Origin of the sequence: Micromonospora antibiotica, from assembly GCF_017599305.1 — a bacterium.
GTDB lineage: Bacteria > Actinomycetota > Actinomycetes > Mycobacteriales > Micromonosporaceae > Micromonospora > Micromonospora antibiotica.
Genome location: NZ_JAGFWR010000017.1, coordinates 25,033 through 45,061, shown reverse-complemented (window position 1 = coordinate 45,061; position 20,029 = coordinate 25,033). Strand labels below are relative to the sequence as shown.

The 20,029-nt window shown below is 72.1% G+C and carries 19 protein-coding genes; 6 read left to right on the top strand and 13 right to left on the bottom strand.

The window, feature by feature from the left end; all coding sequences use genetic code 11:
• The first annotated feature begins 67 nt into the window (after positions 1 to 67).
• Together JQN83_RS23395 and JQN83_RS23390 are read left to right on the top strand one after the other, a co-directional pair.
• Complete coding sequence (locus JQN83_RS23395; protein ID WP_208569299.1) at positions 68 to 547, top strand: nitroreductase family deazaflavin-dependent oxidoreductase; 480 nt, start codon at positions 68 to 70, stop codon at positions 545 to 547.
• On the top strand, positions 544 to 1,275 hold the full coding sequence (locus tag JQN83_RS23390) for a nucleotidyltransferase domain-containing protein (protein WP_307799619.1): 732 nt from the start codon (positions 544 to 546) through the stop codon (positions 1,273 to 1,275). Before JQN83_RS23395 ends, JQN83_RS23390 begins: the two co-directional genes overlap by 4 nt.
• 107 nt (positions 1,276 to 1,382) lie before the next feature.
• Here the strand turns inward: JQN83_RS23390 and JQN83_RS23385 are convergent, their stop codons facing one another.
• Together JQN83_RS23385 and map are read right to left on the bottom strand one after the other, a co-directional pair.
• Complete coding sequence (locus JQN83_RS23385; protein ID WP_208569298.1) at positions 1,383 to 2,099, bottom strand: VIT1/CCC1 transporter family protein; 717 nt, start codon at positions 2,097 to 2,099, stop codon at positions 1,383 to 1,385.
• On the bottom strand, positions 2,096 to 2,953 hold the full coding sequence (map, locus tag JQN83_RS23380; RefSeq protein ID WP_208569297.1) for a type I methionyl aminopeptidase: 858 nt from the start codon (positions 2,951 to 2,953) through the stop codon (positions 2,096 to 2,098). The genes JQN83_RS23385 and map overlap by 4 nt, the downstream gene beginning before the upstream one ends.
• Positions 2,954 to 3,045: 92 nt before the next feature.
• Between map and JQN83_RS23375 the strand changes: the two genes are divergently transcribed.
• The gene (locus JQN83_RS23375; protein ID WP_307799617.1) at positions 3,046 to 3,360 is read left to right on the top strand and encodes an STAS domain-containing protein; all 315 of its coding nucleotides are present in this window, start codon (positions 3,046 to 3,048) and stop codon (positions 3,358 to 3,360) included.
• Between the two features lie 22 nt (positions 3,361 to 3,382).
• On the opposite strand, the gene JQN83_RS23370 is transcribed toward JQN83_RS23375, so the two are convergent.
• The 6 genes from JQN83_RS23370 to JQN83_RS23345 form a co-directional block, all read right to left on the bottom strand.
• Entirely contained in the window at positions 3,383 to 7,057 is a 3,675-nt protein-coding gene (locus JQN83_RS23370; RefSeq protein WP_208569296.1) for a SpoIIE family protein phosphatase, read from the bottom strand.
• Between the two features lie 174 nt (positions 7,058 to 7,231).
• Positions 7,232 to 7,783 carry a pyridoxamine 5'-phosphate oxidase family protein gene (locus tag JQN83_RS23365; RefSeq protein WP_208569295.1) on the bottom strand — a complete coding sequence of 184 codons (552 nt, stop codon included), beginning with the start codon at positions 7,781 to 7,783 and terminating at the stop codon, positions 7,232 to 7,234.
• A 60-nt stretch (positions 7,784 to 7,843) separates the two neighbouring features.
• On the bottom strand, positions 7,844 to 8,524 hold the full coding sequence (locus JQN83_RS23360; protein WP_208569366.1) for a gamma-glutamyl-gamma-aminobutyrate hydrolase family protein: 681 nt from the start codon (positions 8,522 to 8,524) through the stop codon (positions 7,844 to 7,846).
• Positions 8,525 to 8,619: 95 nt separating this feature from the next.
• On the bottom strand, positions 8,620 to 9,387 hold the full coding sequence (locus JQN83_RS23355; protein WP_208569294.1) for a 3-oxoacyl-ACP reductase: 768 nt from the start codon (positions 9,385 to 9,387) through the stop codon (positions 8,620 to 8,622).
• Between the two features lie 5 nt (positions 9,388 to 9,392).
• On the bottom strand, positions 9,393 to 10,739 hold the full coding sequence (locus JQN83_RS23350; protein ID WP_307799636.1) for an aldehyde dehydrogenase family protein: 1,347 nt from the start codon (positions 10,737 to 10,739) through the stop codon (positions 9,393 to 9,395).
• A gap of 119 nt (positions 10,740 to 10,858) precedes the next feature.
• The gene (locus JQN83_RS23345) at positions 10,859 to 12,223 is read right to left on the bottom strand and encodes a glutamine synthetase family protein (protein ID WP_208569292.1); all 1,365 of its coding nucleotides are present in this window, start codon (positions 12,221 to 12,223) and stop codon (positions 10,859 to 10,861) included.
• Between the two features lie 529 nt (positions 12,224 to 12,752).
• On the opposite strand from JQN83_RS23345, the gene JQN83_RS23340 reads away from it, so the two are divergent.
• Positions 12,753 to 13,346, top strand: coding sequence for a hypothetical protein (locus JQN83_RS23340; protein WP_208569291.1), 594 nt, complete (start codon positions 12,753 to 12,755; stop codon positions 13,344 to 13,346).
• A gap of 80 nt (positions 13,347 to 13,426) precedes the next feature.
• Here the strand turns inward: JQN83_RS23340 and JQN83_RS23335 are convergent, their stop codons facing one another.
• The 3 genes from JQN83_RS23335 to JQN83_RS33295 form a co-directional block, all read right to left on the bottom strand.
• Entirely contained in the window at positions 13,427 to 15,061 is a 1,635-nt protein-coding gene (locus JQN83_RS23335; protein WP_307799615.1) for an amino acid permease, read from the bottom strand.
• A 456-nt stretch (positions 15,062 to 15,517) separates the two neighbouring features.
• On the bottom strand, positions 15,518 to 15,775 hold the full coding sequence (locus JQN83_RS23330) for a flavin reductase (RefSeq protein WP_208569290.1): 258 nt from the start codon (positions 15,773 to 15,775) through the stop codon (positions 15,518 to 15,520).
• Positions 15,775 to 15,909: a valine--tRNA ligase gene (locus JQN83_RS33295; protein WP_244253045.1), complete on the bottom strand. Its 135-nt coding sequence runs from the start codon at positions 15,907 to 15,909 to the stop codon at positions 15,775 to 15,777. The genes JQN83_RS23330 and JQN83_RS33295 overlap by 1 nt, the downstream gene beginning before the upstream one ends.
• A gap of 191 nt (positions 15,910 to 16,100) precedes the next feature.
• Between JQN83_RS33295 and JQN83_RS23325 the strand changes: the two genes are divergently transcribed.
• Positions 16,101 to 16,868: a DUF5753 domain-containing protein gene (locus JQN83_RS23325; RefSeq protein WP_208569289.1), complete on the top strand. Its 768-nt coding sequence runs from the start codon at positions 16,101 to 16,103 to the stop codon at positions 16,866 to 16,868.
• Positions 16,865 to 17,059, top strand: coding sequence for a DUF397 domain-containing protein (locus JQN83_RS23320; RefSeq protein ID WP_208569365.1), 195 nt, complete (start codon positions 16,865 to 16,867; stop codon positions 17,057 to 17,059). Before JQN83_RS23325 ends, JQN83_RS23320 begins: the two co-directional genes overlap by 4 nt.
• An 80-nt stretch (positions 17,060 to 17,139) precedes the next feature.
• On the opposite strand, the gene JQN83_RS23315 is transcribed toward JQN83_RS23320, so the two are convergent.
• Both JQN83_RS23315 and JQN83_RS23310 read right to left on the bottom strand, forming a co-directional pair.
• Positions 17,140 to 17,640, bottom strand: a complete 501-nt coding sequence (locus JQN83_RS23315; RefSeq protein WP_208569288.1) for a DUF456 domain-containing protein — start codon at positions 17,638 to 17,640, stop codon at positions 17,140 to 17,142.
• Positions 17,641 to 17,862: 222 nt separating this feature from the next.
• Positions 17,863 to 20,025: a putative bifunctional diguanylate cyclase/phosphodiesterase gene (locus JQN83_RS23310; protein WP_208569287.1), complete on the bottom strand. Its 2,163-nt coding sequence runs from the start codon at positions 20,023 to 20,025 to the stop codon at positions 17,863 to 17,865.
• Between the last annotated feature and the right edge of the window lie 4 nt (positions 20,026 to 20,029).

The window sequence follows — 20,029 nt, the reverse complement described above, 5'->3', positions numbered from 1 at the left end:
GGCCCGCCGGGAGCCGGTGGCCGGATCGGTGGGTGCGGACACCGCGTCGACCAGGCAGACTGTCCGGGTGCCCGTCATCGGAACCCTCACCCGCCGGCTCGGTCACCACGAGTGGTTCGGTGCCACCATGCGCCTACTGGTCCCCGTCGACCGGATGGTCGGGCGGCTCACCCGGGGTCGGGTGGTCGCGCTGGGCCTGGTCCCTTCGCTGATCATCACGACCACCGGGCACCGCTCCGGCCTGCCGCGCAGCAACCCCCTGCTGTACGTGCCGGACGGCGAGGGGTTCGTGGTGATCGGTTCCAACTGGGGCCAGCCGCGCCAGCCGGGCTGGGTGCTCAACCTGCGTGCCCGGCCCCGGGCGGAGGTGGCCGTCAAGGGTCGTCGGCTCACCGTGCGGGCCGATCTGGCCACCGGGGCCGAGCGGGAGCGGCTCTGGCAGCTGCTGGTCACCGAGTGGCCGGCGTACCGCACGTACGTGCAGCGGGCCGGTGGCCGGGAGATCCACATCTTCCGGCTGGTCCCGACCGGTGCCGACCTGCCGTGACCGGGCCGGAGCCGGCGGCCGGGGTGGACCTGGACGATCCGCGCTGGCAGGTCGCCGGGCGGACGGCCGACGCGGCGCGGCGACGTTTCCCGGCGGACGTCCTCGCGGTGGCCGTGCACGGGCCGTTGGCGCACGGCGACGACGACGGCGGTGGGGACGCCGAGGTCGGGCTGCTGCTGGTCACCTACCGGGCGGGCGGTGGGCCGCCGACGTCGACCCGACGGATCGACGGGGTGCTGGTCGGGTTGACCGTCACCGACGCCGACGAGCACCTGCGGCGGGCCCGGACGCTGACCCCGGCCTGGCCGCTGACCGCCGACCGCTACGTCACCACCGTCGCGCTGTACGACCCGACCGGCTGGCTGCGCACCCTGCGCGACGAGCACCTGGGCCGGTTGGCGCGGGCCCGGCCGGCGGAGTTCAGCACCGCCGCGCGGGACGCCTGGTTCCGGGGTTGGGCGGCGCACGCCCGGGCGGCCCGGCTCGCCGAGTGGTACGAGACCGATCAGGCGCTGGTGATGCTGGGCGAGGCCCGGTTGGCGGCGGCCACGGTCAGCGGCCTGCTCGGCCGCACCTACTTCCGGGACCCGGGTGACGCGGTGCGGCGTACCGGGTTGGCCGGCGCGGACATGACCGAGGTGGGTCGGGTGCTCACCGGGCAGGCCGAGGAGTTGGCCGCCCGGGGCCGTCCGGTCGACGGCACGGTGGACGACCTGCTCACCCGCTGAGCCGGGCACCGGGCACCAGGCCGGGCACCGGGCACCGGGCACCGGGCACCGGGCACCGGTGGATCAACGGGCCGGCCGCGACGAGCGACCCTGCCGGCCGCGATGGTCTAGCCGAGACCGCCCTGGACCCCGATGAGCATCCCGATCAGGTAGGTCGCGCCGGCCGCCGCCGCACCCAGCAGCAGCTGCCGCAGCCCACCCGCCCACCACGGGCGGTGGGTGAACCGGGCCACGACCGCACCGGCCACGAAGAGCCCCACCCCGCCGACGGCGAGCGCCAACGCGAGGCTGGTGGAGCCGAGCAGGTAGCTCAGCAGCGGGATCAGCGCGCCGACGGAGAAGCAGAGGAACGACGAGATCGCCGCCGCCCAGGGGCTGGGTTGTTCGTCGGGGTCGACGCCCAACTCCTCCCGGACGTGCACCCGCAGCGCCTCCTCCGGGTTGCGGCGTACCGCCTCGGCGACCTGGTTGGCCAGGTCGCGGGGCAGGCCCCGGGCCACCCAGGCGTCGGACAGCTCGCGGGCCTCCGCCTCCGGGTGGCGTTCCAGCTCGCGGCGCTCCTTGGCCACCTCGGCGGCGACCTGCTCGTTGGCCGAGCGGACACTGGTGTATTCGCCCAGGCCCATCGAGATGGCACCGGCGACCAGGCCGGCGGTGCCGGTGAGCACGATGCTGTGCGCGGACACCCCGCCGCCGCCGACGCCGGCGATCAGCGCGATGTTGGTGACCAGCCCGTCCATCGCGCCGAAGACGGCAGGCCGCAGCCATCCGCCGGACACGTCCGCGTGGTGGGCCTCCCGCAGGGCGGCCGGGGTGTCGGTCACGGCAGGGTGAGGATCTCGTGACCGTCGTCGGTGACGACGATGGTGTGTTCGAACTGGGCCGTCCACTTCCGGTCCTTGGTGACGACCGTCCACCCGTCGTCCCACATGTCGTACTGGTAGGTGCCGAGGGTGATCATCGGCTCGACGGTGAAGGTCATCCCCGGCTCCATGATGTCGGTGGGCCGGGGGCTGTCGTAGTGCGGCACGTAGAGGCCGCTGTGGAACGCCTCGCCGATGCCGTGGCCGGTGAAGTCGCGCACCACCCCGTAGCCGAACCGCTTGGCGTACGACTCGATGACCCGGCCGATCACGTTGATCTGCCGGCCGGGGCGGACCGCCCGGATGCCCCGCATCATCGCCTCGTGGGTGCGTTCGACAAGCAGCCGGGCCTCCTCGCTGACCTCGCCGACGCAGAAGGTGGCGTCGGTGTCGCCGTGCACCCCGTCGAGGTAGGCGGTGACGTCGACGTTGACGATGTCGCCGTCGGCGAGCACGGTGGAGTCGGGGATGCCGTGGCAGATGACCTCGTTGACGCTGGTGCAGCAGGACTTGGGGAAGCCCTTGTAGCCCAGCGTCGAGGGGTAGGCGTCGTGGTCGACGAGGAACTCGTGCACCACCCGGTCGATCTCGTCGGTGGTCACCCCCGGCTTGCAGTGTTCACCGGCGAGCTGGGTGGCCTGCGCCGCCAACCGGCCGGCGACCCGCATCTTCTCGATGGTCTGCGGGGTCTGCACGTGCGAGCCGCGCCACTGCTGGGGTTGCTTCTTGCCCACGTACTCCGGTCGGGCGATGTGGCCAGGCACCGCTCGCCAGGGGGAGAGCGTGCCTGGGGTGAGCGGGGCACGAACGGTCATGACGACAGCCTATCTCCGGGCGGTCGGCGGGCCGTGGCGTGGCCGACCCGTCGGTTGTTGCCGTGCCCACCGGGCTGTGCCATTGTGGCTTCGTGGATCTAGGGGGCGTACCTCCCGTTTTCTCCGCGAGCGCGGAGCTGGCAGGTGACCACGTCCACGTCACGGTGACCGGTGAGGTCGACATGGCCACCGCCGACACCATGGTGCAGACCGCACTGCGGGAGCCGGCCCGGCAGGTCACCCTGGATCTGCGCGCGGTGACCTTCTTCGACTCCGCCGCCATCCACGCGGTGGTCCAGCTCGCCCGCCGGTTTCCCGGCGCCCTGACGGTGTTCCCGTCCCGGCAGGTCAACCGGGTGTTGGAGATCTCCGGCCTCGGCGACCAGGAGTGGCTGCGCCCGGTCTGACCCGGGGCCGCGCCGGGCCGGCTCAGTCGGCCAGCCGGCGGCGCAGCGACACCTCGGTCCCCTCCGCGGTACGACGTACCGTCAGCTCGCCCAGCGCCTCGATCAACGCGAGGCCCCGGCCCCGGAACCCGGCCCCGGTCGACTCGCGCCAGCGACCGCTGTCCCGCACCGTCGCCACCACCGTGTGGTCGACGATCGACACCTCGACCCCGATCGTCGGCTCCACCGGCGCGACCGGGTGCTCGATGGCGTTGGCGGCGGCCTCGGAGACGGCGACGATCAGGTCGAACAGGTCGTTCTCCCCCACCCCGTGCGCCACCAGGAAGTCCTCCAGCCGCTTGCGCAGCACGCTGAGCCGGGTCGGGTCGGCGGGCAGCCGCAGGGTGAAGCGGTTCAGCTCGGCGGCTTCCAGCGCCAGCACCGCCACGTCGTCGTGCCGGTTGCGCCCGTCGACCCGTTGCACCACCGCGTCCACCAGGTCGGTGACGTGCTCACCGCCGGTGCCGGCGTCCGCCCGCAGCTGGGCCAGCGCCGCGTCGATGCCGGCATGCCGGTCCTCGATCAGCCCGTCGGTGTAGAGCAACAGCCGACCGCCGGGGGCGAGTTCACCCTCGACGGTGCGGTAGTCGGTGCCGGCGATCGCACCGATCGGCGGCCCCAGGGCCCGCTCGTGCAGAAATGCCACGTCGTCTCCTCGGATCAGCAGGGGGGACGGATGACCGGCGCTGGCGTACCGCAGCCGGCCGGTGCGGGGAGAGAAGGAGAGGCAGAACACGGTGGCGAACGACTGCCGTTCGGTCGAGCCGACCAGCCGGTTGAGCCGGGTCAACGACTGCCCCGGGTCGTAACCCTCCAGCAGGTACGCCCGCAGGCCGTTGCGCAGCTGACCCATCGCCGCGGCGGCCCCGACCCCCTTGCCGACCACGTCGCCGATGACCAGCACCACCTCGTCGTCGCCGATGCCGATCACGTCGTACCAGTCGCCGCCGACCTCGACGTCGGTGCTGCCGGGCAGGTAGCGGCTGGCCACCACCGCTCCGGGCAGTTGGGGCAGCGACCGGGGCAGCAGGCTGTGCTGCAGGGTGGTGGCGATCCGGTGTTCGGCCTCGTAGAGCTGGGCGTTCTCCAGTCGTACCCCGACCAGCCGGGCCAGTTCCGCGACGGCCGCCTGGTCGGTGCCGTCGCCCTCGCGACGCCAGACCCGCAGCTCGCCGAGCTGCCCACCGGTGGTGCCGGTCAACGGCAGTACCTGGGACGGCTGGTCGGGCGCCCTGCCGCCGCCGTCGGCCTCGTGCCGCGCGCCGGTGACCGTGGTGACCGACACCCGGGCCGCCTCCGCCAGGCGCAGGGCGTGCCGGGCGGCGACCTGGACCACCTCCGCGGTCGACTTCGCGGTGTTGACCGCCACGGCGGCGTCGGCGAGCGCCCGCAGCCGGCGGATGATCTGCCCCCGCAGCTGACCCAGCTGGACGTTGGCCCGGACCCGGGCGATCAGCTCCGCCCCGGAGAACGGTTTGGTGAGGTAGTCGTCGGCCCCCACCGACAGGCCGGCGACCGCTTCGGCGGACCCGGCCCGCGCGGAGAGCAGCACGATCGGCACGTGCCGAGTGCGCGGGTCGGCCCGCAACGCGGTGACCAGGCCGAAACCGTCCAGCCGGGGCATCATCACGTCGGTGAGCACCAGGTCGAACGGGCTCCCGGTGGCTTCCTGGAGGGCCACCACGCCGTCCGGTACGGCCACCACCTCGTACTCGGGGCTGAGCAGCCGGGTGACGTGTTCGCGCAGGTCGGCGTTGTCGTCGGCGAGCAGGACCCGGCCCGCCCGGCCCGGGTCGCCGGTGACCGGAGCGGACCGCCCGTCGCCGGCCGGGTCGGACCCGTCGGTCCACAGGGCGGTCTCCGCGACGTAGAGCGACGCCTGTGACGACTCGGTGGTGGGCAGCGGCGCGGCGGAGGCGACCCGGTCGGGCGGCAGGTGCGCCGAACCGAACGGGACGGTCACGGTGAAGGTGGTGCCGTGGTCGACCCGGCTGGTGGCGGCCACCGCGCCGCCGTGCATGTCGACCAGTTCACGCACCAGGGCCAGGCCGATCCCGGTGCCCTCGTGGGTACGCGAGCGCACCCCCGGCACCCGGTGGAACCGCTCGAAGACGTGCGGGACCTCCCCGGCGGCGATGCCGACCCCGGTGTCGGTCACCTCCAGCCGCGCCGCGCCGGCGACGGCGACCACCCGGACCCGGATCTCGCCGTCGAAGGTGAACTTCAGCGCGTTGGAGAGCAGGTTGAAGACGATCTTTTCCCACATGTCACGGTCCAGGAAGACCGGCGCGGGCAGCGGCGGGCAGTCGACCACGAGCCGCAGCCCGGCCCGCTGGGTCGCGGAGCGGAAGGTGCTGGCCAGCCGGGAGGTGTATTCGGCGAGGTCGGTGGGCTGGTAGTGGGCGGCCAGCCGGCCGGACTCCAGCCGGGAGAAGTCGAGCACCGTGTTGACCAGCTTGAGCAGGCGCAGCGCGTTGCGGTGCATGACGGTCAGCCGGTCGAGGTGCGCCGTGGGCAGCGTCGGATCGGCCAGCATGTCCTCCAGCGGGCCGAGGACCAGGGTCAGCGGGGTACGGAACTCGTGGCTGACGTTGGCGAAGAAGTTGGTCTTGGCACGGTCCAGCGCGGCCAGTTCGGCGGCGCGCGCCCGCTCCTGCTCGTACGCCCGCTGCTGGCCGACCACCCGGGACACCTGCGCGGCGATCAGGCCGACGAAGTCGCGGTACTCGTCGTTACACGGCAGGCGGGAGCAACGGCCGACGACCAGTGCCCCGGCGGGCTCGCTGGTGGCCGTCAGCGGCAGCACCAGGGCCCGCTCGGCGACGCCGTCCGGTACCGCACCGAACAGGTCGGCCACCTCGATCTCGGTGCCGGCCCCACCGGCGGCGACCCGGGACAGCACCGCCGGCAACTCGGCCGGCACCTGGTCCGGGTCGACGCCGCTGACCCCGGCCGGCACCGGCCGACCGGTCTCGTCGGTGAGATAGATCAGGGCGAACGGAACGTCGGCCCGGTGCCCGTCGAGCACGGCGGCGGTGGCCTGCCCCAGCTCGGTCATGCTGCGCGCCGCGCCGAGCCGGGAGCCGAGTTCGGCCAGGGCCCGCAGCCGGCGTTCCCCGATGACCCGCCCGGTGGTCTCGTTGACGAAGCAGAAGACACCGTTGACGCTGCCGTCGTCGTCCCGGATCGGGTCGTAGGAGATGTCGAAGTAGACCTGCTCGACGAAGCCGTGCCGGTCGAGCAGGAACGGGTGGTTCTCCCCCCGGTAGGACTCGCCGGTGCGGCGTACCCCGTCGAGCAGGGGGCCGAGCACGTCCCAGGTCTCCGCCCAGTGCTCCCGGGCCGGCCGGCCGAGCGCCTGCGGGTGCTTGTCGCCGATGGTGGGCCGGTAGGTGTCGTTGTAGAAGGCCAGCTGGTCGGGGCCCCAGAACAACACGATCTGGGCCCGCGAGGAGAGCATCATGCCGATGGCGTGGCTCAGCGCCGCCGGCCAGGTGTCCGGGGGGCCGAGCGGGTTGTCCGACCAGTCGTGCCCGCGCAGCCGGCGACCCATCTCGCCGCCCGCCGTGAACGCCCCGGCCAGCCAGGGCGGGAGTGTGCGATCGGCGGACAGGGCGGACAGCCCTCGTCCGTCCTCGCCCCCACGGGCCGAGCTCATCCGCGCCCCCTGCTTCGGCCGGTCGTGCCCCCCAGAACGCCTCGGCTGACGCCGGTCGCGTCCGTCTTCTACCCCGACGGATCAGGAACGTAACGCACGGGTTCGGACGGACGCTGGTAACTCGTGCCTCATCCTGCCGTCATCTGCCCGACAGCGCACGGTGAGGGGGTGGGCTCAGAAGACCGGGAGTCCGTCGATGCTGGCTGCGTTCTTGGTCGCGCGGTAGGCGACCAGATCCTCGGCGGTCCGTCGGGAGTGTGACGTGAGCAACAGGTCGCGGTCGCCGCGATAGTCCATCAGGGGCACCGCGTAGCCGCAGGAGTCGCTGACCCGTTGCACCGTGACCCCGATCACCGCGCGGACGGCGTGCACGTCGGGCGGCTTGGGGAAGTCGGCCAGCAGGGCCGCGAAGCCGGGGTCGGTGACCGGGGTGGCGACGCCCCGCCCGTGCAGTCGGACGATCTTCGGTGGGCCGTCGAAGGCGCAGAACATCAGCGTGATCCGGCCGTTGTCCCGCAGGTGGGCGATCGTCTCCGCGCCGCTGCCGTGGTAGTCGAGCCAGGCAACCCGGTGCGGGCCGAGCACGACGAAGGTGCCCCGCATGCCCTTGGGGGAGAGGTTGACGTGCCCGTCGCCGCCGGTGGGCGCGGTGGCGACGAAGAACATCGGCTGCGCCTCGACGAACTCCCGCAGTCGCCCGTCCAGCGCCGGATACACGGTCCCCATGCGGCCATCCTCCCGCCGCCGACCGCATTTCGAGACAGATTTCCCACCTGGCAGGAAGCGTCAGCGGTCCCGGGCCGCCCTCACCAGGGCGGTCACCGGGCGCGGGTCGTCGTCGTTCTCCGGATGCCACTGCACCCCGAGCAGGAACCGTCGCGCCGGGTCCTCCACCGCCTCCACCACCTCGTCGTCGGCCCAGCCGGTGACCGTGAGCCGCCCCGGATCGGCCACCGCCTGGTGGTGGTACGAGTTGACCCGGTCCACCCCGGCCAGCACCGACGCCGTCCGGGTCCCCGACGCGAACCGCACCGGATGCGCCCCGTACACCCCCGGGGCGGGGCGGTGCCGGTCGTGACCCACCACGTCCGGCAGGTGCTGGTGCAACGACCCGCCGTACGCGACGGCCAGCAACTGCATGCCCCGGCACACCCCCAGCACCGGCAGGTCCACGGCGAGCGCGGCAGCCAGCAGGGCCGACTCCCCGGCGTCCCGGTCGGGGCGGGGCTCGGTACGCGGGTCCACCGGCTGGCCGTAGCGCTGCGGGCCGACGTCCGCGCCGCCGGCCAGCAGCAACCCGTCGAGCACGTCCACCACGTCGGCGTCCAGCTCGTCCGGGGGCAGCACCACGGCCCGACCCCCGGCGGCGGTCACCGAGCGGACGTACGCCTGCGGGACCAGCGACGCCGGCACGTCCCGCCAGACGGCCCAGCTCGCCGGCTCGACGTACCCGGTGATGCCGATCAGCGGACGCGCCCGCCGGCCGGTCCCCGCAGGCCGGAGTGCGCGGGCCGGCGGGTGGCCGGGGTGGTCGCCGACCGGGCCGGGCCGGGCGGAACCGGTCACAGCGGGGTGACGTACGCGCCGGTGATGCCGCCGTCGACCACGAACTGCGCGGCGGTCATGAACGACGCGTCGTCGCTGGCCAGGAACGCCACCGCGGCGGCGATCTCCTCCGGTGCGCCGAACCGGCCCATCGGCACGTGCACCAGCCGACGGGCGGCCCGCTCCGGGTCGGCGGCGAACAACTCCATCAGCAGCGGGGTCGCGACCGGGCCGGGGCACAGCGCGTTGACCCGGATGCCCTCCCGGGCGAACTGCACGCCCAGCTCCCGGGTCATCGCCAGCACCCCGCCCTTGCTCGCGGTGTACGCGATCTGCGAGGTGGCCGCCCCCATCAGTGCCACGAACGAGGCGGTGTTGACGATCGAGCCCTTGCCCTGCCGGCGCATGTGCCCGATCGCGTACTTGCAGCACAGGTAGACGCTCGTGGTGTTGACCCGCAGCACCCGTTCCCAGGCGTCCAGGCCGGTGTCGAGGATGGAGTCGTCGTCGGGCGGGGAGATGCCGGCGTTGTTGAACGCCACGTCGACCCGGCCGTGCCGCTGCACGACCCCGTCGAAGAGGTCCCGCACGGCCGCCTCGTCGGCGACGTCGGTGTGCACGTACTCGCCGCCGACCTCCTCGGCGGCCCGCCCGCCGGCCTCGTCGTCGATGTCGACGCAGACCACCCGGGCCCCCTCGGCGGCGAACCGCCGCACGGTGGCCAACCCGATCCCGCTGCCCGCCCCGGTCACCACGGCGACCCGGTCCTGTAACCGACCCTGCACGCGCCTCACTCCTCTGTGCTGATGAAGACGTTCTTGACGTCGGTGAAGGCGTGCAGCGCGTCCGGTCCCAGCTCACGGCCGAGCCCGGAACGCTTCATCCCACCGAACGGGGTCCAGTAGCGCACCGAGGAGTGCGAGTTGACGCTCAGGTTGCCGGCCTGCACCGCGCGGGCCAGCCGCAGCGCCCGCCCGACGTCCCGGGTCCAGATCGAGCCGGACAGGCCGTACTCGGTGTCGTTGGCGAGCCGGACCGCGTCGGCCTCGTCGTCGAAGGGGAGCACCGAGACGACCGGCCCGAAGATCTCCTCCCGCCAGTGCCGGTCGGCCGGGGAGTCGGCGAGCAGCACCGTCGGGGCGTGCCAGAAGCCGGGGCCGTCGGGCCGGGTGCCGGTGAACGCGACAGTCGCGCCGTCGAGGTAGCCGGCGACCCGGTCCCGGTGGGCTGCGGAGATCAGCGGGCCCATCTCGGCGGTCTCGGCGGCCGGGTCCTCCACCCGCAGCGCCCGCACCGCCGGTTCGAGCAACTCCAGGAACCGGTCGTAGACCGGGCGCTGGACCAGGATCCGGGAGCGGGCGCAGCAGTCCTGCCCGGCGTTGTCGAACACGGCGTACGGCGCGGTGGCCGCCGCCTTCTCCAGGTCGGCGTCGGCGAAGACCAGGTTGGCGCTCTTGCCGCCCAGCTCCAGGGTGACCCGCTTCACCTGGGCGGCACAGCCGGCCATGATCCGGGTGCCCACCTCGGTCGAGCCGGTGAAGCAGACCTTCCGCACGGCCGGGTGGGTGACGAACCGTTCGCCGACCACGTCGCCCCGGCCGGGCAGCACGGTGAACACCCCCTCCGGCAGGCCGGCTTCGCGCCCCAACTCCGCCAGGCGCAGCGCGGTCAGCGGGGTCAACTCGGCCGGTTTGAGCACGACCGTGTTGCCGGCGGCCAGCGCCGGGGCGAAACCCCAGGCGGCGATCGGCATCGGGAAGTTCCACGGCACGATCACCCCGACCACGCCGAGCGGTTCGTGGAAGGTGACGTCCCAACCCCCGGGCACCGGGATCTGCTGCCCGGTCAGCCGCTCCGGCGCCCCCGCGTAGTAGTCGAGCACGTCACGGACGTTGCCCGCCTCCCACCGCGCATTACCGATGGTGTGCCCCGCGTTGCGCACCTCCAGCTGGGCCAACTCCTCCAGGTGCGCGTCCACCAGCCCGGCGAACCGCCGCAGAACCCGCCCCCGCTCCCCCGGCGCAACTTGACACCACCCCTCGAACGCACCAGCCGCCCGAGAGATAGCCGCATCCACCTCCCCCGCCCCGGTGGCCCCCACCTCCGCCACCACATCCCCGCTGGCCGGATCGACCACCCGCGTCACGCCCCACCCCTTTCCCCGTCGATCATGGAGTTGTGGTGGCCCGCATAGACCACATACCGCCACACATCGTCCACCACAACTCCAAGATCGACGCAGACGGGGGGTGGGGGTCAGAGGCGTTCGAAGCCACGGGTCAGTTCCCAGTCGGTTACCGCGGCGTCGAAGGCGGCCAGCTCGACCTTTGCCTGGTTGGCGTAGTGGGCGTGGACCTCTTCGCCGAAGGCCGACCGGGCGATGTCGGAGTTCTGCCAGAGGGTCAGGGCGTCGCGGAGGGTGGGTGGGACGCGCTCGGCGGCCGGGTCGTCGTAGGCGTTGCCGGTGCACTCGTCGGCCAGCTCCAGCTCCTGCTCGATGCCGTGCACCGCCCCCGCGACCAGGGCGGCGATCGCCAGGTACGGGTTGACGTCCGCGCCGGGCACCCGGTTCTCCACCCGCATCCCCTGCCCGTGCCCGACCAGCCGCAGCGCGCAGGTGCGGTTGTCGGTGCCCCAGCGCAGCGCGGTCGGCGCGAACGAGCCGGGCTGGTAACGCTTGTAGGAGTTGATGTTGGGGGCGAACAGCACGCTCATCTCCCGCATGGTGGCGAGCAGCCCCGCCAGCACCCGCTGCCCGGTGACGCTGAGCTGCGCCGGCCCGTCGCCGAGCATCGCCGAGCGGCCGTCGACGTCGCGCAGCGAGAAGTGGATGTGGCAGGAGTTGCCCTCCCGCGCGTTGGGCTTGGCCATGAACGTGATCGACACGCCCTCCTGGGCGGCGATCTCCTTCGCCCCGTTCTTGTAGATCACGTGGTGGTCGGCGCAGGCCACCGCCTCGTCGTAACGGAACGCGATCTCGTGCTGGCCGAGGTTGCACTCGCCCTTGGCGCTCTCCGGGGTCAGCCCCGCGCCGGCCATCTCGGTGCGGATGCGCCGCAACAGCGGCTCCACCCGGGCGGTGCCCAGCAGCGAGTAGTCCACGTTGTACTGGTTGGCCGGGGTGAGGTCGCGGTACCCGCGCCGCCACGCCTCCTCGTACGAGTCGCGGTAGAGGACGAACTCCAGCTCGGTGCCGGCGTACGCGGTCAGCCCGTGGTCGGCCAGCCGGTCGAGCTGCCGGCGCAGGATCTGCCGGGGCGAGGCGACCACCGGGCCGGAACCGTCGAGCCACTCCAGGTCGGCCAGGAGCAGCACGCTGCCCGGCTGCCACGGCATCCGGCGCAGGGTGGACAGGTCGGGGCGCATGGCGAAGTCGCCGTAGCCGCGTTCCCAGCTCGACATGGCGTACCCGTCGACGGTGTTCATGTCGACGTCCACCGCGAGCAGGTAGTTGCAGCCCTCGCTGCCGTTGGCCACCACCTGGTCGAGGAAGAACGGGGCGTGGAACCGTTTGCCCTGCAGGCGGCCCTGCATGTCGGTCAGGGCGAGCACCACCGTGTCGATCTCGCCATCGGCGACGGCGACCCGGAGCTGTTCCAACGTGAGCGGGGCTTTCCTCATCCGTGCGCCTCCATCACCAAGGTCTACCGGGCCTAGCGGATCACCGTCAATGCCCCGTCCGGGCGGGCCGGCAAACCCCTGACCCGGGGTGCCCGGTCGGACCCGGTCCGGAGACGGCGGCCCGGCCTGCGAGGGCCCGCCCGTGGCCCGGAGCCGGACGCGACCCCGACGCGCGAAACGAGCGGAAATTGTCGTACGCACAACGACGGAAATGCTCTTCCCAAAGGCGGGAAAGAAGCGCCGCGACACGCCACTCATCCGTTCGGACACATAGCCGGCCACACCGATCGGTAATCGCACGGCGACCTTGCGTGAAAGTTGGAACCCTTGCCAGAATTTGAGCCGGCCGGTGCGACGCACGGCACTTCGTCGGCCGATCCGCACGACCACTTCCCCTGACCTGCCGCGTATTCGCGCGCAATGCGTCGACAGGTCACCGGAGCGTGGATGTTCGGCCCCTCGGTCGCACCGGGCCGGCCGACCCAGAAACACCCGAACTGCTCCATCACGACGCACCAAAGGACGCGTAATGACGAGAGTACGTCCCAGTGGGAAGCCCCGGGCCCTCGCCGCCCTGGTGGCGATCGCCGTTTCCGCCGCGCTGCTCGCGGTGGCCGGCCCGACCCAGGCAGCCCCCCGCACCGCCGGTGCCGACGCCGCGCAGCCGGCGGCGGGATCGTCCGCCACCGGTGGCACGCGGGCCGGTCGCCTCGCGCCGCTGTCCACCGGAGCCACCGGCGTGTCGGCGGGTTCCTCCGGCACCCTCGCCTCCACCTCGGTGACGGGGACCGTCGGTTCCATCACCGTCACCTGCACGCTGACCCCGAGCACCCCGTTCGTCTACTACGGCGGCCCGTACGGCGGCGGTGAGGAGGGCCTGGCGTCGGTGCAGTGCACCTATCCCGTCTACGCGATCCAGGTCGAGGTCGCCCTGTTCCGCTACAACACGCAGGTCACCTACAACACCAAGACGGCCTACAGCACCGTCCTCGGCACCGTCGACACCGAGTACCCCCGGTCCACCGGCGAGTACAAGACGGGCGCGGACGCCTTCATCACCTGGAACTACGGCGGCCCGACCACCTTCATCCCGCTCACCCTCAGCAACAGCGCGTACCTCTGACGGTCGCCGGGCGGCCCCCGGCCGGAACCCTTCAGGGCTCCGGCCGGGGGCTGTCCGTCGTCGCCCCGGAGGGCTGGTGGTCAGGCCGGCCCGTCGACCCGTGCGGCGTCCGCCGCCGGTGCCGCCGGTACGTCGACCGTCCGGCGCGGGCCGGTGAACCACGTCCGGGCCGAGGCGTACCACCAGATGCCGACCCCGAGCAGCACCCCGCCGACGGCCAGCGGCGCGTAGTTCACCGCCGACCAGCTGAACTCCGGGTTGCCGGGCACCCCGGCCGGCACGATCGGCAGCACGAAGTAGACCGAGATGATCACGATCTCGACCACCGCGATCCAGCCGAACAGTTTGTATTTCCGGCCCAGGGTCCACGGCCCAGGCTCGAACCGGTCGCCCATCCTCAGCCGCAGCGCGATCGGGATGACGAAGGACAGGTAGAGGCCGATCACCGCCACCGACACCACCGCGTAGAAGGCGACCGGGACGCCGTCGCTCTGGTAGAGCGCCGGCAGGGTGAGCACCAGGCCGGCCAGCGTCGCCCCGATGATCGCGTTGGCCGGGGTGCCGTTGCGGTCGACCTTGGACCACAGCCGCCAGCCGGGCACCGCGCGGTCCCGGCTGAACGCGTACGTCATCCGGCTCATCGAGGTCACGCAGCTCATTCCGCAGAAGAACTGCCCGATGGTGGAGATGATGATGACCGTCTTGAAGAAGAACGGGGTCAGCGCGGATTCGAAGATGGCGCCGGAGAATCCGCCGGCCGCGTTGATCGCGTCCACGTCGGTGGCGGCGAACAGGAACGCCAGCAGCAGGATCCACCCGCCCACCGCCGAATAGAAGATCGACCGCCACAACCCCTTGGCGGCGGCCTGCGACGCGCCCCGGGTCTCCTCGGACACGTGCGCGCAGGCGTCGAATCCGGTGATCGTGTACTGGGTGAGCAGGAATCCCAGCGGCAGCACGTAGAACCAGAACGTCAACCCGCCGGTGTCGCCGTCACCGAACCCGGAGTTGTTGAACCGCTCGGTGAACACGAACTGGAAGCTCTGGTGCCGGTCGGGCACCAGCAGCAGGATGGCCACCACGGCGGCGGCGCCGGCCACGTGCCACCAGACCGACACGTTCTGGAGTACGTCGATGATCCGGTGCCCGAAGATGTTGATCAGCGCGTGCAGGGCCAGGATGATCACGAACAGGACGAACGCCTGCCGCAGCGTCCCCTCCCACCCGTCGAAGAGCGCCGACAGGGTCAGGTTGAGGAAGGTGGCGCAGCCGTAGTCCACCGACGCGGTGACCGCGACCAGGCCGATCAGGTTGAGCCAGCCGGTGAACCAGCCGTGCACCGGCCTGCCCATCTTGGCCGCCCACCAGTAGATCCCCCCGGCCGTCGGGTACGCCGACACCAGCTCGGCCAGGCAGAACCCGATGATCAGGATGAACAGCGAGATCAGTGGCCAGCCCCAGGAGATGGCGACCGGCCCGCCGTTGTTCCACGCCTGCCCGAAGGTGGTGAAACAGCCGGCCAGGATCGAGATGATCGAGAACGAGATGGCGAAGTTGGAGAAGCCGCTCCACGTGCGGTGCAACTCCTGCTGGTAGCCGAGTTCGGCGAGTCGTCGGGCGTCGTCGTCCGGCGCGTGCGGTTGCCCGGTGGTCGGCGGTTGCCCGTTCCCGGCGGTCGGCGGTTGCCCGGTGGTCGGCGGGGGCGTTGTGGCCACAGCACACCTCCCTGAGGTGGTACCCGGTACTGCCCGGGTGGTCCCGGTGCGAGTGCGCCCGAGTCTCGTCCCGCCGATCACCACGGTCAATCCGTCGCCGGTGCCGAACTCGTTAATTCGCGTCACCCCTGGCGGGGCGGTGGTCAGGTCGCCCCGGCGGGCGGTAATCGGGTTGCCCCGGGGCCGGCACCGACGGATGCTTGAGCCCGTGACCAGGCCCGATCGCGACGGGCCGACGCCGGGCGCTCGGCAGGAGCCCGGCACCACGGCGGCGCGGGGCGTCCACCTCTCTCTCACGTACGGCGTCGTGCCGTACCCGACGGGCGTCCCGCTCCGCCACCCACTCCCGCCCCGATCCACCCGCCTGGGTCGATGTTGCGGAATCCGCCGGGCACGGACAGCACCACTTCGGCCCACGCGAGTCGCTCTTGCCGCCGACCGCCCCTGGTAAATCCCTCAGCCCCGGGCCCTGGCCCAGGACAGGAAGCGTTCGGTCATGCCGGTGGGCGGGTGGGCCGGGTGGAGTTGGGTGAGCTGGTTGGTGGCCTCGTGCATCAGGGTGCCGAGATAGATCAGCAGGGACATCCGGTCGTGCCGGTACTCGGTGAGCAGCGCGAGCTTGGCCGGCTGGCAGGGCCACTGCCGGCCGCAGTTGCGGCAGCGCCACAGCGGACGCATCGCGACGTGCGGGACGGGCGGACGGACCACCACCATCACCGCCCCCACGGCGCAGCGGCCTGCGTCTCATTGTCGATCAGGTCAGGCGACCGCAGGAACCGCTTGACGCTCCCGAGCACCCGGCGGGGCGGCGTCCTCATGATCCTCCACCACATGACCGAACCCTTCATGTCGACCTCCTCGCGTGCCTGGGAAGGGGCCGCTCCCACTGGCCAGAAAGGGAGCGGCCCCCGCGAAGTCGGCCCCGACACCGTCCCGTCAGAGCCGACCCACCTGAGGCAACCTTGCCCAGAGCGACGGGATCAGTACACGACGTTAATCTATGCTCAGGGACGTTCGTGACATCCACGATGGAGGCGGGATGAACCACGCGCTTCAGGAGGCCATGGCCGAGGCCGGCGAGACAGCAGAGAGTCTTGCCGCTCAAACAGGGGTCGACCCCAAGACGGCAGCGCGGTGGATATCCCCGGGACGTGTGCCGCAACCGCGCCGACGGGTGACCGTGGCCGCGATCCTCGGCCGGGACGTTGGTGACCTATGGCCCGATGTCCTCAAGCGCCGCGAGCCACAGTGGCTGAGAAAATGGGTCGACTGGGAGCGCGAAGCCTTGGCCCTGCGCTGGTTCGAACACTGCTGGATACCGGGCTTACTCCAAACCGAGGCGTACGCGCGGGCGACCCTCGCCGGGGAGGCGCTGACCACTGGAGAGATGGACGATCTCGTGGCTTCGCGCATCGAGCGACAGGCCGTCCTACGCAGGGACCGACCACCCCTGTTCGTCGCCGTGATCTTCGAAGGCGTGCTGTACCAGTCGGTCTACGGCGACCGTGGGCTGATGCGGGAACAGATCGAGCAACTTGCCCACTGCGCAGCCCTCCCCATGGTGCAGGTGCACATCGTGCCAAAAGACATCGGCATGTATCCAGGGCTTGGGGGTGGCTTCATCATCGCTGAGCTGCCCAGCGGCGAGCACGTTGCTCACGTCGACAGTCAGGCACCCGCGCAGATCCTCAATGAGGCTACGGACGTTGCTACCCTCAGTCGAAGGTGGGAACGGATCAGGGGAGAGGCCCTCTCCCGAAACCAATCTCTAAACCTGATCAGGGAAGCGGCAGAATCATGGACCTGACCGGCGCACAATGGCGCAAGAGCACCAGGAGCGGCAACAACGGCGGCTCGTGTGTCGAAGTGGCCGACAACCTGCCCGGCGTCGTCCTGGTGCGGGACACCAAGGACCGCGACGGCGGGACCCTGACCTTCGCGCCGGACACCTGGCAGGCGTTCGTCGACCTGGCCAAGCAGATCGACCCTGCTGCCTGACCTTCTCCCGACCATCGCCGGCCCGCCGCATCTTGATCGACTCAGTTGGGTCGATCTTGTCGGCCGCCCCCCGTGGGTGGTCAGGTGAGCAGGAGGCCGGCGACCCAGAGGGCGGCGATCACCAGGCCGGCCAGGAACTCCACCATCATCGACAGGCCGGCCGCTTTCAACGCCTGCACCGTGGCCGGCCAGGCGAGCTGGTTGCTGCCCAACCGCAGCCGCTCGGCCCCCCACACCCCGCCGACGAAGCCGATCACCAGGCCGATCACCGGGATGACGAAGAACCCGACCAGCCCGAGCAGGCCCCCGACGAGCAGCGACGACGTCGGCACCCCGGTGCGCTTGAGGTTGCGCCCCGGCCAGGCGTACTTGATCACGGCACCGGCGGCGGCGACCACGGTGGCCGCGCCGAGCACCGCCCAGCGGCCCGGCCCGGCGTCGCCGAAGACCGCCCAGAGCAGCACCCCGCCCCAGCACAGCGGCAGCGCCGGCAGACCGGGCACCACCACCCCGGCCAGTCCGGCCACGATCGCGATCGCCGCGACCACCGAGACCGCCGCCCCACCATCGGTCAGGCTCACCCCGCCACCTCTCCCCCACCCGGTCCCGTCCCGGTCACGTCGCTCACCATGCCAGAGCAGCGGGTTCCCCGCCGGCCACCCGTACCCGACCGGCCGCTCCCGGCCGCCCCACCCCGAACGACCACGCCCCATCCCGAACGACCACGCCTCACCCCGGACGACCACGCCCCGCCGGGCACCACCGCGCCGCCGACGACGCCCCCGAACCGGCCGGGGAGCAGGTCACTCCGTCGTCGCCCCGCGCAGGCGGGCGGTGATCTGGTCCGCCGGGGCGGGTGGGCCGAACCAGCGGCCCTGCCCGGTGTCGCAGCGCAACGCCCGCAACCGTTCGGCCTGCTCCCCGGTCTCCACCGCCTCGGCGGTCACCCACAGCTCCAGCGCGTGCGCCAACCGGACCAGGGCGTCGACGATCCGTTCGTCGCGGTGGTCGGGCGGGGAGTCGTCGCCGCCCCGGATGCCCTCGACGAACGGGCCGGCCAGCTTCAGGCAGTGGATCGGCAGCCGCCGCAGGTAGACCAGGTTGGAGTAGCCGGTGCCGAAGTCGTCGATGGCCAGTCGTACGCCCAGGTCCGCCAGCCGGTGCAGCGACCGTAACGGCTCCCCGGCGGTGCCCATCACGGCGCTCTCCGTCAGCTCCAGCTGCAACAGCTCCGCCGGCAGGCCCGTGCGGCTCAGCGCGCTGGCGACGGTGTCCACGATGGCCGGGTCGTCGGCCTGCCGGGCGGCCAGGTTGACGCTGACCACCAGTTTCGCCTCGGGGAACTCGCGGTGCCAGGCCCGGGCGTCGCGGCACGCCTGCCGCAGCACCCACTCGCCGAGCCGGACGATCAGCCCGGTCTCCTCGGCCAGCCCGATGAAGCGGTCCGGGCCGACCAGGCCCAGCTCCGGATGGGCCCACCGGACCAGGGCCTCCACCGCGATCATCGAGCCGTCCAGCAGGGAGACGATCGGCTGGTAGTGGACCACGAACTCGCCCCGGTCCAGGGCCGCCGGCAGGCCGGCGGCCAGCGCGGACCGGGCGATGTCGGCGGCGCTGCGCTCCGGGTCGTACACCGCCCAGCGGCCCCGGCCCTCGGCCTTGGCCCAGTACAGCGTGGTGTCGGCGGCCTTCATCAGCTCGGAGACGCTGGTCTCGCTGGCCGGGCACTCGACCACCCCGATGCTGGCCGAGACGGCGAGCTGGTGGTCGCCGACGAGCACCGGGGCGGCCACCGCGGCCAGCGCCAACTCGGCGACGCCGACCGCGTCGTCGATGCCCTCGCCCTCGTTGACCAGGATGACGAACTCGTCGCCGCCCATCCGGGCCACCAGGTGCCCCTGACCGATGACACAGTCGGAGAGCCGCCGGGCGATGGTGATCAGCAGCCGGTCACCGAGGTCGTGGCCGAGGCTGTCGTTGACCGCCTTGAAGCCGTCGAGGTCCAGGAAACACACGCCGATCCGCTGCTCCGGCCCGGCGTCGGCGAAGACCTGACCGAGGGTCTCGAAGAACAACGTCCGGTTGGGCAGGCCGGTCAGCGGGTCGTGCAGCGCCTGGAAACGCAGCCGCTGCTGGAGTTCGTACCGCTGGGTGATGTCCTCGATCATCGCGACCGTGAACCGGGGGCGGCCGTCGTCGTGCCGGATCAGCGAGACGGCCAGGTCCGTCCACACGACGGTGCCGTCCTTGCGGTAGTAGCGCTTCTCCACCCGGACGGTGTCGTGCTTGCCCTCGATCAGCTCCTGGTACAGCTCCCACATGCCGGCCGCGTCCTCGGCGTGGAACAGCGACGACACGTTGGTCTGCCGCAGCTCCTCCCGGCTGTAACCGAGCATGTCGGCGAACGACTGGTTGACGTCGATGATCTGGCCGTCGATGCCGGCGATGCCGATGCCGATGGCCGCGCCGGTGAAGACCGCCCGGAACCGGGCCTCGCTGTCACGGAGCGCCCGCTCCACCGCGTCCCGGGCCTGCCAGGCCGACCGGGCGATCCGCTCCTGCTGACTGAAGGTACGGTCGCGCAGCGCCCGACCGAATCCGGCGGCCAGCCCACCCTGCACCGCCGCCACCCGGGCGGGCAGATCGGGCGGCAGGTCCACCGGGGGCAGCACCCGCTGCGGCAACTGCTCGCCGAGCGCCCGCACCGACCAGTCGAGGATGCGCGGCTCGGTCAGGTGCGCCTCCACCAGCGCCCGGCCCACCTCCTCCGCCGGGGTGGCGGAGAAATCCTCGGCGAGCAGGGCCTGCGCCAGCCGTACGGTGTGCACGAGCAGCAGCCGCTCGGTCTCGTCCGCGCTCATCGGCACGAACCCGAGCCGGCGTACCGCCCGGGCCCAGTCGGCGGCGTAGCCCTGGGCACCCGGACGGGCCGCGTCGGTGCCGCCGGGGTCCGGAACGGCGGACATGGTC

Excerpts from the sequence above, each read along its gene's own strand:
- JQN83_RS23310 (WP_208569287.1), bottom strand. The coding sequence starts at position 20,025 with ATGTCCGCCGTTCCGGACCCCGGCGGCACCGACGCGGCCCGTCCGGGT.
- JQN83_RS23325 (WP_208569289.1), top strand. The coding sequence starts at position 16,101 with ATGAACCACGCGCTTCAGGAGGCCATGGCCGAGGCCGGCGAGACAGCA.
- JQN83_RS23340 (WP_208569291.1), top strand. The coding sequence starts at position 12,753 with ATGACGAGAGTACGTCCCAGTGGGAAGCCCCGGGCCCTCGCCGCCCTG.
- JQN83_RS23365 (WP_208569295.1), bottom strand. The coding sequence starts at position 7,783 with ATGGGGACCGTGTATCCGGCGCTGGACGGGCGACTGCGGGAGTTCGTC.
- JQN83_RS33295 (WP_244253045.1), bottom strand. The coding sequence starts at position 15,909 with ATGAAGGGTTCGGTCATGTGGTGGAGGATCATGAGGACGCCGCCCCGC.
- JQN83_RS23370 (WP_208569296.1), bottom strand. The coding sequence starts at position 7,057 with ATGAGCTCGGCCCGTGGGGGCGAGGACGGACGAGGGCTGTCCGCCCTG.
- JQN83_RS23330 (WP_208569290.1), bottom strand. The coding sequence starts at position 15,775 with ATGGTGGTGGTCCGTCCGCCCGTCCCGCACGTCGCGATGCGTCCGCTG.
- JQN83_RS23345 (WP_208569292.1), bottom strand. The coding sequence starts at position 12,223 with ATGAGGAAAGCCCCGCTCACGTTGGAACAGCTCCGGGTCGCCGTCGCC.
- map (WP_208569297.1), bottom strand. The coding sequence starts at position 2,953 with ATGACCGTTCGTGCCCCGCTCACCCCAGGCACGCTCTCCCCCTGGCGA.